General features: G+C 69.8%; 11 protein-coding genes. 10 read left to right on the top strand and 1 reads right to left on the bottom strand.

Features of this window, described 5'->3' with window-relative positions; genetic code table 11:
* The 10 genes from ACZ6ZD_RS18025 (at position 1) to ACZ6ZD_RS17980 (ending at position 10,973) form a co-directional block, all read left to right on the top strand.
* The gene (locus ACZ6ZD_RS18025; protein ID WP_465673414.1) at positions 1–654 is read left to right on the top strand and encodes a phosphatase PAP2 family protein; all 654 of its coding nucleotides are present in this window, start codon (positions 1–3) and stop codon (positions 652–654) included.
* Positions 651–1,613, top strand: a complete 963-nt coding sequence (locus tag ACZ6ZD_RS18020; protein ID WP_465673412.1) for a glycosyltransferase family 2 protein — start codon at positions 651–653, stop codon at positions 1,611–1,613. The genes ACZ6ZD_RS18025 and ACZ6ZD_RS18020 overlap by 4 nt, the downstream gene beginning before the upstream one ends.
* A gap of 2 nt (positions 1,614–1,615) precedes the next feature.
* Complete coding sequence (locus ACZ6ZD_RS18015; RefSeq protein WP_465673410.1) at positions 1,616–2,839, top strand: polysaccharide pyruvyl transferase family protein; 1,224 nt, start codon at positions 1,616–1,618, stop codon at positions 2,837–2,839.
* Entirely contained in the window at positions 2,836–4,110 is a 1,275-nt protein-coding gene (locus ACZ6ZD_RS18010; protein ID WP_465673408.1) for a hypothetical protein, read from the top strand. Before ACZ6ZD_RS18015 ends, ACZ6ZD_RS18010 begins: the two co-directional genes overlap by 4 nt.
* On the top strand, positions 4,107–5,249 hold the full coding sequence (locus ACZ6ZD_RS18005; protein WP_465673406.1) for a glycosyltransferase family 4 protein: 1,143 nt from the start codon (positions 4,107–4,109) through the stop codon (positions 5,247–5,249). Before ACZ6ZD_RS18010 ends, ACZ6ZD_RS18005 begins: the two co-directional genes overlap by 4 nt.
* A gap of 260 nt (positions 5,250–5,509) precedes the next feature.
* Entirely contained in the window at positions 5,510–7,000 is a 1,491-nt protein-coding gene (locus ACZ6ZD_RS18000; protein WP_465673404.1) for a sugar transferase, read from the top strand.
* Positions 7,000–7,929, top strand: coding sequence for a GDP-L-fucose synthase family protein (locus ACZ6ZD_RS17995; RefSeq protein ID WP_465673402.1), 930 nt, complete (start codon positions 7,000–7,002; stop codon positions 7,927–7,929). The genes ACZ6ZD_RS18000 and ACZ6ZD_RS17995 overlap by 1 nt, the downstream gene beginning before the upstream one ends.
* Positions 7,926–8,909, top strand: coding sequence for a GDP-mannose 4,6-dehydratase (gmd, locus tag ACZ6ZD_RS17990; protein WP_465673400.1), 984 nt, complete (start codon positions 7,926–7,928; stop codon positions 8,907–8,909). Before ACZ6ZD_RS17995 ends, gmd begins: the two co-directional genes overlap by 4 nt.
* Positions 8,910–8,915: 6 nt before the next feature.
* The gene (locus tag ACZ6ZD_RS17985) at positions 8,916–9,692 is read left to right on the top strand and encodes a WecB/TagA/CpsF family glycosyltransferase (RefSeq protein WP_465673398.1); all 777 of its coding nucleotides are present in this window, start codon (positions 8,916–8,918) and stop codon (positions 9,690–9,692) included.
* Positions 9,693–9,701: 9 nt separating this feature from the next.
* The gene (locus tag ACZ6ZD_RS17980) at positions 9,702–10,973 is read left to right on the top strand and encodes a hypothetical protein (RefSeq protein ID WP_465673396.1); all 1,272 of its coding nucleotides are present in this window, start codon (positions 9,702–9,704) and stop codon (positions 10,971–10,973) included.
* Between the two features lie 40 nt (positions 10,974–11,013).
* On the opposite strand, the gene ACZ6ZD_RS17975 is transcribed toward ACZ6ZD_RS17980, so the two are convergent.
* Positions 11,014–12,522 (bottom strand): fibronectin type III domain-containing protein, encoded by a 1,509-nt coding sequence (locus ACZ6ZD_RS17975; RefSeq protein WP_465673394.1) that lies wholly within the window; start codon positions 12,520–12,522, stop codon positions 11,014–11,016.
* Positions 12,523–12,552: the final 30 nt, after the last annotated feature.

Genomic DNA, 12,552 nt, shown 5'->3' with positions numbered 1-12,552 from the left:
GTGGAGTTGAAGGTGTCAGCGGCGCACCGCTGGGCTGTGGTCAGCCTGGTGGTGTTCCTGGCATTGGCCGTGTACGTCACGGTCGACCCGACCGACAACTTCGACCGCGTGGCCCGCGAGGTGTTCCGGCCGGACGACGTCTGGGGCCCTTGGCAACTGAAATTCGGCTGGGTCGTGGACGCGGCCGGTCCGCCGGTCGCGCTCTTCTTCCTGGCGGTGGCCGGGCTGATCGCCGCCGTCCGGCGCCGGCTGCTGGCTCCGCTCGTGTATGTCGTCGGTGTCGCCGTGCTCGCCGTCTTCGTCACGCAGGTGACCAAGGCGGTGTTGCAGCGACCCGATCCGCACGGTGACGTCGGCGTCCTCAGCGGTTCGTACCCGTCCGGGCACACAGCGGTGCTGCTGTGCTGTCTGGGCGGGATCTTGTTCGTCTGGCGCCGCCATCCGCCGCTGTGGGCCTGGTGGCTCGTGCTCGTGGCCGAACTGACCATGGGCTTCGCGCTGCTGGTGCTGTCGATGCATTGGTTCACCGATGTCGTCGGCGGCTTCCTGCTGGCAGTTCCCGTTCTCGCGCTCGCATCGTCGCGGCGCTTCCTCGATCCGGTGCACCGGACCATCCGCCCCTCGGCCGTCGACTCAGTTGGGAGCCCGACATGACCCACCCCAGACTCAGCATCGGCCTACCGGTCTACAACGGCGAGGAGTACCTCGCCCAGTCGCTGGACGCCGTCCTCGGCCAGACCTACACCGACTTCGAGCTGATCCTGTCCAGCAACGCGTCGACGGACAGCACGGACGACATCTGCCGGGACTACGCCGCCCGCGACGAGCGGATCACGTTCTACCGCCAGGAGCGCAACGTCGGCGCCGCGCCGCACCACGACTTCGTCTTCCGCAAGAGCCACGGCGAGTACTTCAAGTGGGCCTCGGGCGACGACCTGTGGGGCCGGGAGCTGGTGGCCCGGTGCGTCGAGATGCTCGACGCGCACCCGGACGCCGTCCTCACGCACTCGTACACCGCTGCGATCGACGGTAAGGACAACGTCATCCAGGCGCTGGAGTATCCGCTGCACACCGACTCGCTGGAAGCGCCGGAGCGACTGCGCAGCATGCTGCGGGACGGCGATCTGCCCGGTGCGATCCAGGCCGACGACTTCTACGGCGTGATGCGTGCGGACGTGCTGCGCAAGGTGAAGCCGCACGACAGCTTCTACCACGCGGACCAGGTGTTCATGGCCGAGGTGGCGCTGCACGGGCGCTTCCTGCAGGTGCCGGAGTGGCTGTACTTCCGCCGGCACCACGAGGGGCGCGCGCTGCAGGCCAACCCGACCATCAGCAGCTGGTCGCGCAACCTGGACCCGAAGCGCGCCAACAAGCTCGTGCACCCGCCGGTGCGGCTCGTCGCCGAGTACATCGGCGGCTACTTCGCCGCAGTCCGCCGCGCGCCGCTCTCCGCGGCCGACAAGCGCGCCTGCAACCGGCACATCCGGCAGTGGCTGACCAGCCGGGTCACCCGGCGTCTTCCGGGTGCGGACCGGCCGGAGCCGATCACGTACTTCGGTGCGGTCGACAAGTTGTCGCTGGGCGCGCTGGTCGCCGGTCAGGAGGGGCGCTGACGATGAAGGTCGGACTCTACGGACGCCTCGGCGGCGGCAACATCGGCAACGATGCGATGCTCGACGCCGTCCTCGACTACCTGCGGAAGAAACGCCCGGACGCCGAGCTCGACTTCATGTGCGAGGGACCGGAGGCGATCACCAAGCGCTTCGGCGTCCCCGCGGTCGAGCTGCACTGGATGCAGTCCCGCAAACCCGCTCGCAACCGCATCGCGCAGAAGCTGCTGACGCTGCTGCGCATCGGTCCGGCGGCTGTCATCGACACCTGGCGGACCGGGCGGTGGGTACGGCGGCACGACGTGGTGATCATTCCGGGTGCCGGCGTCCTGGAGGCAACGCTGCCGCAGCGGCCGTGGGAGCTGCCGTACAGCATGCTCGTGATGGCGGTGTGCGGCGTTCTGTTCGGTGTGAAGACCGCACTGGTCTGTGTCGGCGGCTCTCGGGTCGAAGAACCGCTCATCCGCTACCTGCTGCGCTCTGCGGCGCGCATGGTCACGTACCGGTCGTTCCGGGACGAATACTCACTTGGGGTCGGCCGCGAGACCGGTGTGGCCAAACCGCAGGACCGTGCGTACGCCGATCTCGCGTTCGCCCTGCCTGTCGAGGCGGCGCGCGATCCGGAGCCCAGGTCCGTCGGCGTCGGGGTGATGGCGTACTACGGCGCTCCGACCGACAGACCGCGAGCTGATGTGGTCCATGCGGAGTACGTCGGCCAGATGTGTCAGTTCGTCCGCAGACTGGTCGACTCCGGGCGCAGTGTCCGGTTGCTGATCGGGGACGCACTCGACGAAGAGGTCGCGAAGGCAGTGGTCGACGACGCGCAGTCCTACTGGACAGGCTCCGGGCCAGCTCCGGTCGGCTACGAGCCGTTCGCGTCGTTCGACGGTCTGATGGACCAGGTCGCGTCGGTGCAGACGGTGGTGGCCATGCGCTACCACTGCGTCGTCGCCGGGCTGAAGCTCGGTCGGCCGACGCTGGCGATCGGCTACGGCCGCAAACACGATGCGCTGATGGCGGACATGGGTCTGCCGCAGTACGTCCAGGACGTCCGGACGCTCGACATCGACCGGCTGGTCGAGCAGGTCGCCGAGCTGGAGTCCCTCGAACCGCAGATCATCAAGACGCTCGCCGAGCGGGCCGCGGACTGCCGCGAACGGCTCGAAGAGGGTTTCCGGGATCTCGACACCGCGCTGTTCCCATCGACGAGGACGCAGGTCACCAGATGAGCACCAACCTGCGCCGCCAGGTCGCCGGCCGCCTGGGCTGGGGGATCGCGGACCAAGCGGTCTCCAGCCTCGGGAACTTCCTCCTCGGCGTCTTCGTGGCCCGGCTGCTCGGCGCCACCGGCCTCGGCGCGCTCGGCCTCGCCTTCCTGGCCTACTCGATCGCGCTGAACTGCTCCCGCGCGCTCTCCACCGATGCGCTGATGGTGCGGTTCAGCGTCGCCGATGACGCCAAGCGCCGCGAGGCGGTCGCTGCGGCCGGGGGTGTCGCGCTGCTGGTCGGCGTGGTCGGCGGCGCCCTGTGCGTCGGGATCGGCTTCGCGATGCGTGGTGTCTCGGAGACCACCGGCGCCGCCTTCATCGCGCTCGGCGTGGTGTTGCCCGGGCTGATGCTGCAGGACAGTTGGCGGTCGGCGTTCTTCGCGGCCGGTGAGGGCCACAAGACCTTCCTGAACGACACCGTCTGGACGGTGCTGATGATCGGCGGTCTGTTCGCCGGTCAGTACCTGGGCTTCGGACTGACCGCGGCACTGCTCACCTTCGGCGGGACGGCGGCCGTTGCCGGACTGTTCGGTATCTGGCAGGCCGGCGTCCTTCCGCGGCCTGCGGCGGCTGCCGGCTGGCTGCGGAGTCACAGCGACCTCGGCGTCCGCTTTCTGATCGAGAACGTCGTACTCGGCGCCGGTGGGCAGATTCGGCCGCTGATCGTGGCGGCGACCGGCGGGCTGGCTGCTGCGGGTGCCATTCGTGGTGCGGAGATGCTGATCGGCCCGGTGGCTGCGCTGCTGATGGGTGTCGGTCAGGTCGCCGTACCGGAAGCGGCTCGGGCGCTGGGCCGTAGCGACCGCGCTCTGTGGAAGCTGTGCACCGCATTGAGTGGTGGACTGGCCAGCATGGCGCTGGCCTGGGGTGTCGTCATTCTGCTGGTCTTCCCGCTCGGCCTCGGTGAGCTGGTGCTGGGGTCGGTCTGGCCGGGTGCGCAGGCGCTGGTCCTCGGTGTGATCGTCAGTGCGACCGCAGGCTGCATGCAGGTCGGGCCTTCGGCCGGACTGCGTGCGTTGGGACGTGCTGACCAGACCATGCAGGTCCAGGTCATCGTGACGTCGTTGTTCGTCGCGCTGGCCACGCTCGGCGGCTTCTTCTGGCAGGCCCAAGGCGTGGTGTGGGGGAGTGCGTCCGCCTCGGTGTTCGGCGCCGCGCTGTGGTGGTGGAGGTTGGCCAAGGCCCGCCGCGACCACGTCGCCGGTCTCGTCGTCGCAGGAGCGCCCGCATGAGCGAGATCGTCATCGCCAGCCTGATGCGGTACGCCGGTGGCTCCGGACTGCAGAGCCACGTCCGGACGTTCGACTCCTACCTGCGCAGCCTGGGTGCGCCGGTCCAGGTGGTCACCCCGTTCGAGGCCCGCTCTCCGTTCGTACTGCCGGTTTTCGCCGCGCGGATCGGCATCCGGCCGGTCAGCCGGGCCGCGGCGGTCTGGTGGCATCAGTTCTGGCATGCGCGCTATCTGAAGACCGCACTGGCCCGCTGGCTCGAAGATCGACCGGATGCGGTCATCTACGCGCAGTGCCCGATTTCGGCCGGCGTCGCGCTCGACGTCCGGACGACGCAGCCAGTCGTGATGGTGGCGCATTTCAACGTCTCCCAGGCCGACGAGTGGGCCGATGAGGGAGAGCTGCCGCGTGACGGCCGGCTGTTCCGGTCGATCCGCGCCTTCGAGCAGCGGGTGCTCAGTCGGCTCGACGGCGTCGTCTACGTCTCCGACTACACCAAGACCGGGCTGGAGAATCAGGTCCCGGCGCTGAAGGCCGTGCCGAACGCCGTCGTCCCGAATCCGGTCGCACCGAGCCAGAACCGCGGCCTGACCACGCCCCGGGCCGACCTGATCACCGTCGGCCGCTTGGACTCCCGCAAGAACCACCGGTACCTCCTCGACATCCTGGCCGCCGCTGCGTCCAGAGGACACCGCTACACGCTCTCCGTGGTCGGGGACGGCGGCGACCGCACTGCCCTGGAGGCGCGGGCGGCTGAGCTCGGACTGGCCGACCAGGTCTCGTTCCTCGGCTACCGGCCGGATGCGCGCCGGCTGATGCGCGAACACCGCCTCTACTGCCACACCTCCCGGACTGAGAGCTTCGGCATCGTCCTGGTCGAGGCGATGGCCGAGGGCGTGCCAGTGCTCGCCGCACCGGTCGGCGGGGTCCCAGAGGTGATGCGTCAGGGGACGGACGGCCTGTTTTGGCCGCTGGACAACGCCGACGCGGCCGCCGACGTACTGATCGGGCTGATGGTCGACGAGCCCGAACGCGACCGCATGGCGGCCGCGGCCATCCAGCACGCCGAGACCAGGTTTTCCACCGAGGCGGCCGGCCAGCAGCTCCTGACCTTCGTCGGAAGTGCCCGCTCTCGGGTCTGAGACGGCCCGGATTCCCGGCCCCCGGAGTGTGTGCAAGTTCTCTGCAACGGTTCCGCGTCGGTGGTCGCCGGGTCCGGTGGGCCGTAGTAATCTGCGGTGACCCGCCGCCGACCGGCGGGTGAATTCTGGGGATGTGAGGCTCTCGAGGATTTCGCCGTCACTTAGGACGGCGATCACCGTTTGACAGGTATGACGCGCAGACTGCAGACTTCGCCGGGCACGGTCCGTGACCGCGCGATCGCAGCATGGAACGAGGGCGAGTGAGCGGAGCAGAGGCGCCGGGCGCGATCGACGGACGCCGCCCACTCTGGGTCGTGCCGCACGAGGTTCCCGCGATCGTTCCCCGGTCGTCCCGATCGACCGAGCCGCACTGGGTGGGCGTCTACCGCTGGGCCGCGGTCGGCGGCGATCTGCTCGCCGCGATACTCGGCGTCTTCGTCGCCCTGCTGACCAGGTTCGGCAGTGAGGTCGGCAGCGGCTACCTGATCGTCAGCAGCCTGCTTCCGCTCGGCTGGGTCGCCGCGGTCGCGCTGTCCAAGGGCTACGACCCGCGCTTCTTCGGCGTCGGGCCGGACGAGTTCCGCTCGCTGCTGCGCTCCGGCGTCGGGCTGACCGCGGCCGTCGCGATGGCGTCGTACGTGACCAAGACCGAGATCGCCCGCGGCTTCGTCGTGCTGGCGATCCCGGTGATGTGCGCGTCGGCGCTCTTCCTGCGCTACGCCCTCCGCAAGGACCTGCACCGGCACCGCGTCCGGGGCCGCTGTATGCACAGGGTTCTCGTGGTCGGGCACAGTGGCCCGGCCGCGACTTTGTGTGAGCACCTCGAGAGCCGCCCGACCGACGGGTTCCGCGTCGTCGCGACCTGCCGGCCGCGCAGCGACGCCGAACCGGACGCGATGCTCCAGCCCGACGAGCTGGACGAGGCCGACATCCTGGCCGCCGCCGACCGGCACGCGGTCGAGGTCGTTGCCATCGCCACCGATCCCGAGCTGGCCGGGCAGTCGCTGCGCCGGCTGTCCTGGGCGCTCGAGCAGCGCGGTGTCGAGCTGATCGTCTCGCCGGGCATCATCGAGGTGGCCGGTCCGCGGATCTCCGTCCGTCCGGTCGCCGGGCTCTCGCTGCTGCACCTGGAGCGGCCGTCGGTCAGTGGCGGCCCGCACCTGATGAAGGCCGTCTTCGACCGGCTGCTCGCGCTCGGCATGATCATCGCGCTCGCGCCGCTGCTGATCGGCCTGGCGCTCGCCGTCCGGCTGTCCAGCCCGGGCCCGGTGCTGTTCCGGCAGCAGCGCGTCGGCCGCGGCGGCGCCGAGTTCACCATGCTCAAGTTCCGCAGCATGTACTCCGACGCCGAGCAGCGGCTCGGCGACCTGTTCGCGCTCAGCGACGGGAACGGCGTCATCTTCAAGATGCGCAACGACCCGCGGATGACCCCGCTCGGCCGCTGGCTGCGGCGGTTCTCGCTCGACGAGCTGCCGCAGCTGTTCAACGTGCTGCGCGGCGACATGTCGATGGTCGGCCCGCGCCCGCCGCTGGCCGAGGAGGTCGCGCTGTACGCCGCCGACGACTCGCGGCGGATGCTGGTCAAACCCGGGCTCACCGGCCTGTGGCAGGTCAGCGGCCGCAGCGACCTGTCCTGGGACGAGTCGGTCCGGCTCGACCTGCGCTACGTCGACAACTGGTCGATGACCCTTGATCTGCTGATTCTCTGGAAGACCGTGCGTGCGGTGATCTACGGCGCGGGAGCGTACTGATGGATGTTGGTGAGACCGTCTACGTGGCCGGCCATCGCGGCCTGGTCGGGTCGGCGATCTGGCGGCGGCTGGAGTCGGCCGGGTACACCCGGCTGATCGGGGCGACGTCGTCCGAGCTGGATCTGCGCGACCGGGCGGCGACGTCCGCCTTCTTCGCGGAGCACCGGCCCGGCGTCGTGATCGACGCGGCCGCCCGGGTCGGCGGGATCCTCGCGAACCGGGACCACCCGACCGAGTTCCTCAGCGACAACCTGCGGATCCAGGTGAACCTGATGGACGCCGCGCTCGAGGTGCGGACGCCGCGGCTGCTGTTCCTCGGGTCGTCGTGTATCTACCCGAAGTACGCCGAGCAGCCGATCCGCGAGTCGAGTCTGCTGACCGGTGAGCTGGAGCCGACCAACGACGCGTACGCGATCGCGAAGATCGCCGGGATCATGCAGGTCCAGGCGGTTCGCCGGCAGTACGGCCTGCGCTGGATCTCGGCGATGCCGACCAACCTGTACGGGCCGAACGACAACTTCGACCTGACCAGCTCACATGTGCTGCCCGCGCTGATCCGGCGGTTCCACGACGCGAAGGTCGCCGGTGCGCCCGAGGTGGTGCTCTGGGGGACGGGGACGCCGCGGCGCGAGTTCCTGCACGTCGACGACCTGGCCGACGCCTGCCTGCACCTGCTGGAGCACTACGACGCGCCCGAGCCGATCAACGTCGGCGTCGGCGAGGACGTGACGATCCAGGAGCTGGCCGAGCTGGTCGCCCGGGTCGTCGGCTATGAAGGGGCCCTGAGCAACGATCTGTCCAAACCGGACGGGACGCCGCGCAAACTGCTCGACGTCAGCCGGCTCGGCGAGCTCGGCTGGAAGCCGTCGATCGCCCTGGCCGACGGAGTGGCCGCCACGTACGCCTGGTATTTGGAGAACGCCGTATGAAGAAGGCCTTGATCACCGGCATCACGGGCCAGGACGGGTCCTACCTGGCGGAGCTGCTGCTCGCCAAGGGGTACGAGGTGCACGGGCTGATCCGGCGGGCGTCGACGTTCAACACCAAACGCATCGACCACCTGTACGAGGACCCGCACCAGTCGGACAAGCGGCTGTTCCTGCACTACGGCGATCTGACCGACGGTTCGCGGCTGGTGACGTTGCTGGCGTCGATCCGGCCGGTCGAGGTGTATCACCTGGCCGCGCAGTCCCATGTGCGGGTGTCGTTCGACGAGCCCGAGTACACCGGCGACACCACCGGCATGGGGACGACCCGCCTGCTGGAGGCGATCCGGATGGTCGGGCTGGACTGCCGGTTTTACCAGGCCTCGTCGTCGGAGATGTTCGGCGCGACGCCGCCCCCGCAGAACGAGGAGACCCCGTTCTACCCGCGCTCGCCGTACGGCGCCGCGAAGGTCTACGGGTACTGGATGGCGCGGAACTACCGCGAGGCCTACGACTTGTTCGCGGTGAACGGCATCCTGTTCAACCACGAGTCGCCGCGCCGCGGTGAGACCTTCGTGACCCGGAAGATCACCCGCGCGGTCGCGGCGATCAAGCTGGGCAAACAGGACCGGTTGTACCTGGGGAATCTGAGCGCCTGCCGCGACTGGGGCTACGCGCCGGAGTACGTCGAGGCGATGTGGCGGATGCTGCAGCACGACACCCCGTCCGACTACGTCGTCGCGACCGGGACGTCGTACTCGGTCCGTGATTTCGTTTCGCTGGCCTTCGACCACGTCGGGCTGGACTGGGAGAAGTACGTCGATCACGACACCCGGTACGAGCGCCCGACCGAGGTCGACTCGCTGATCGGTGACGCCTCCAAGGCGACCACCGAGCTCGGCTGGAAGGCCCAGACCCATGTGCCCGAGCTGGTTCGCATCATGGTCGATGCCGATCTCGCCGCGCTGACCCCGGAGGACTGACCCCGAATGACCGATCTCGAGGCTCCGGCCACCGCCGCGGACCGTGTCGATGTGCTCGGCGTCCACGTCAGCGTGACGAATCTCGACGACACCGTGGCGACGTTCGCGCGCTGGATCGACGACGGCGCTCGCGAGCTGGTCTGCGTGACCGACATGAACGCCCTGCTGCACGCGCGCGCCGACGAGCGGCTGACCGAGGTGTACAACACCGCGGGCCTCGTCGTCCCGGACGGGATGCCGCTGGTCTGGGCCGGGCAGAAGGCCGGCTTCGAGCAGATGGACCGCGTCGCCGGGCCCGACCTGCTCGAGCGCGCGATGGCCGAGGCGGCCGAGCGGGGCTGGACGCAGTACTTCTACGGCGGCGCCGAGGGTGTCGCCGACGAGCTGCGGATGGCCTTCCAGGAGCGGCATCCGGCGCTGAAGGTGGTCGGGGTCGAGTGCCCGCCGTACCGCGCCCTGACGGCCGAGGAGGACGCGGACGTCGTCGCCCGGCTGAACGAGGCGCGTCCGGACATCATCTGGGTCGGGCTGGGCGCGCCGAAACAGGAGCGCTGGATGGCCGAGCACCGCTCGGTCCTGAACGCCCCGATCCTGGTCGGCGTCGGCGCGGCGTTCGACTTCCACACCGGCCGGCTGGACCGCGCGCCGCTGTGGATGCAGCGCGCCGGGCTGGAGTGGAGCTACCGGCTCTACAAGGAGCCGCGGCGGCTGTGGAAGCGGTACCTGATCGGCATCCCGCGTTTCGTGTTCGGCGTCCTGCGCCGTCCGCCGCGCGCCTTGTAACGTGCGGGGGTGAAGTTCCGGCGGCCGAGAAAGCTCCGTCGACTGGCCGGTCCGGCCGGTCGCGCGGGTTGGGGATTGGCCGACCAGGCGCTGTCGAGCCTGAGCAACCTGGCCGTCGGCGTCGTCGTCGCGCGGTCGAGTACGGTCGCGGACTTCGGCGTCTACGCGCTCGCCTTCGGCGGCTACACGATCGCGCTGAACGTGTCGCGAGCGATCTCGACCGAGCCGCTCGCCGTCCGGCATTCCGGTGAACGGACGCCGGAGTGGCAGCGCGCCGTCCGCGCCGCCACCGCGACCGCACTGTTCGCGGGCTTCCTCGGGCTGCTGGTGGGGGTGGCGATCGCGCTCTTTCCCGGCGTCCCCTCCAAAGGCGTCCTGCTCGCCTTCGCGCTGACGCTTCCGGGGCTGCTGCTCCAGGACGCGTGGCGCTGGGCTTTCTTCGTGGTGGGGGAGGGCCAGAAGGCGTTCCTGAACGACCTGATCTGGCTGCTCGCGATGCTGGTGATCTTCGGCGGTCTCTACCTGACCGACACCGCCTCTGCGTTCACTCTCACCTTCGCGTGGGGGCTCGGCGCGGTCATCGCCGCCGTGGTCGGTCGCTTCCAGGCCGGCGTCGCACCGCGCCGCCAGCTGATCCGGGAGTGGGTCCGCCGGAACTGGGACCTGAGCCCGAAGTACGTCGGCGAGATGCTCGCCGTCTCCGGCACCATCCAGGTCTACATGCTCGGCATCACCGCGGCCGCGGGCCTGGTCGCCACCGCCGGTATCCGTGGCGCTCAGGTCCTCCTCGGCCCGGTCAACGTCCTCAACCAGGGCATCCGGATGATCTCCATCCCCGAAGCCAGCCGCGCCCTCGCCCACTCCTACCGCCGCCTCTGGCTGGTCGGCCTGGCCATCTCCCTCGGCGTCGGCGCCGGCGCCCTCGCCTGGGGCGCCGTCTTCCTCCTGCTGCCCCCGGTCGTCGGCCGCGAACTCCTCGGCCCCGGCGTCTGGCACCAAGCCCACGCCGTCCTCATCCCCGTCATCCTCCTCCAGGCCCTCGGCGCCTCCAACGCCGGCGCCTTCGCCATCCTCCGCGCCCTCACCGCCGCCAACCGAGGCCTCGGCGTCCGCCTCGTCTCCTCAGTCATCCTCATCCTCCTAGGCGTGGGCGGCGCCTTCCTCTGGGGCCCCACCGGCGCCGCCTGGGGCCTAGCCCTAGCCTCCCTCCTAACCCTCCTCCTCTGGTGGCACCAAGCCAACCAAGCCATAACCACCCACCGCCGCAGCAGCAACAAGTGAGCCCCCGACCCGGGTGGGTCGGGGGCTCAGCAGGGTGGAGCTACTTGACGGTGATGGTGGAGTAGCCGCCGCGGACGGTGTTCTTGCCGTCGGTGACTTCGATGCGGTACATCTGCGAGCCGAGTGGCGCGTTGGTGTCGGTGAGGGTGACGGTCGGGCGGCTCCAGAAGGTGGAGTTCGCGGTGGTGGTGGCGACGACGGTGTTGGTCGAGCCGCGGAGCAGGCGGTAGGTGAGCGTGATGTCGTCGTTGTCGAGTGACGTCTGAACGGTCGCCTTGACCTGCTTGGTGACGGCGTTGGACACCGTCGGCAGAGCCGGGCCCAGGGGCGCGGCGCCGTTGCCGACGTTGGTGAAGCGGGTGAGACCCTGCTGGGCCGCGCCGTTCACCGTGGTGAAGTCGCCGCCGACCCACAGGTCCGTGCCGCCGGTCGCCGAGACGAGCGGGCCGACCTGGGTCGGGGCCGCCGCGTTGGTGTTCGGGAACCAGGGGCCGAGCGCCCCGTCGGCCGGGTTCTGCAGGAGCAGGTAGTGGTTACCGGTGCCCTCGGGGAAGGCGCCGGGGCAGCTGTGCGCGTGCGAGCCCTTGAAGAGCCAGCCGCCCACCATCGTGAGCGCCTCGGTGGCGCCCAGGCAGGAGCTCTTCCAGACCAGGTTGCCGGTCGCGATGTCCGCGGCCCACGTCCCGTCGAAACAGCCGCCGCCGTCACCGGCGTTCGCGAAGTAGACGCGGCTGCCGACCGTCTCGATGTCCTTGACCCGGCTCTTGCAGGCGGCCGTCGGGTTCGGGACGGCGGACGCCGCCGGGAACGGCAGGATCGCGCCGGTCGAGCTGCTCACACTCGCCACGGCCCACCGGCTGGTGGTGCCGATCTTGGCGAACGTGCCGCCCAGGTAGACCTTCGAGTTGTCGTCGGCCGCGTCGATCGCGTACACGTCGGCGTCCGCGTTCGGGTTCCAGGCCTGGAGCGCGCCGGTGGACACGTTGATCGCGGCCGCGCGGTTCCGGGCGACGTTGTTGACGAGCCCGAACGAACCGCCGAAGTACAGGCTGGTCCCGCCGAGCGCGAGCGTCTTGACCCGGTACGACACACTCGGCTTGATGTTCGCGACGAGCGCGCCGGTGGCGGTGTCGAACGCGGCGATCCGGTTCCGGGTGACGGTGCCGACCTTGGTGAAGTCGCCGCCGACGTAGATCCGGGAGCCGTCCGCCGAGGCCACGATGGACCAGACGACGCCGTTCAGGACGTGGTTGAACGAGGTGTCGAGCGCACCGGTGTTCTGGTTGAACGCTGCCAGGTACGTCCGCTTGGTCTGGCTGACGCCGGGCTTGGCTCCCGGCGGCCGGACGTTCAGGAAGCGGCCTCCGACATACGTCTTGCCCTTGGCAACGGCCAGGCCGAGCACACTCGCGTCGGTCTGCCAGGCGGACGCCGGCAGCGCGGTGAGCGGACCGCCGGTGGTCACTGCGGTTTGAGCCGGCTGCAGGGCGACCAGGATCCCGGCGACGCCGAGACCGGCCGCGCCGAGCGCAGCGATAAGTTTCCTCACTTGTATGAACCCCCCTCGGGTTCAACTGTA

The organism is Kribbella sp. NPDC104218, from assembly GCF_055584105.1.
This window is presented reverse-complemented; position numbering and strand designations above follow the sequence as displayed.

Coding starts and splice junctions, on each gene's coding strand:
- ACZ6ZD_RS18020 (WP_465673412.1), top strand. CDS start 651: ATGACCCACCCCAGACTCAGCATCGGCCTACCGGTCTACAACGGCGAG.
- ACZ6ZD_RS18015 (WP_465673410.1), top strand. CDS start 1,616: ATGAAGGTCGGACTCTACGGACGCCTCGGCGGCGGCAACATCGGCAAC.
- ACZ6ZD_RS18010 (WP_465673408.1), top strand. CDS start 2,836: ATGAGCACCAACCTGCGCCGCCAGGTCGCCGGCCGCCTGGGCTGGGGG.
- ACZ6ZD_RS18005 (WP_465673406.1), top strand. CDS start 4,107: ATGAGCGAGATCGTCATCGCCAGCCTGATGCGGTACGCCGGTGGCTCC.
- ACZ6ZD_RS17995 (WP_465673402.1), top strand. CDS start 7,000: ATGGATGTTGGTGAGACCGTCTACGTGGCCGGCCATCGCGGCCTGGTC.
- gmd (WP_465673400.1), top strand. CDS start 7,926: ATGAAGAAGGCCTTGATCACCGGCATCACGGGCCAGGACGGGTCCTAC.
- ACZ6ZD_RS17985 (WP_465673398.1), top strand. CDS start 8,916: ATGACCGATCTCGAGGCTCCGGCCACCGCCGCGGACCGTGTCGATGTG.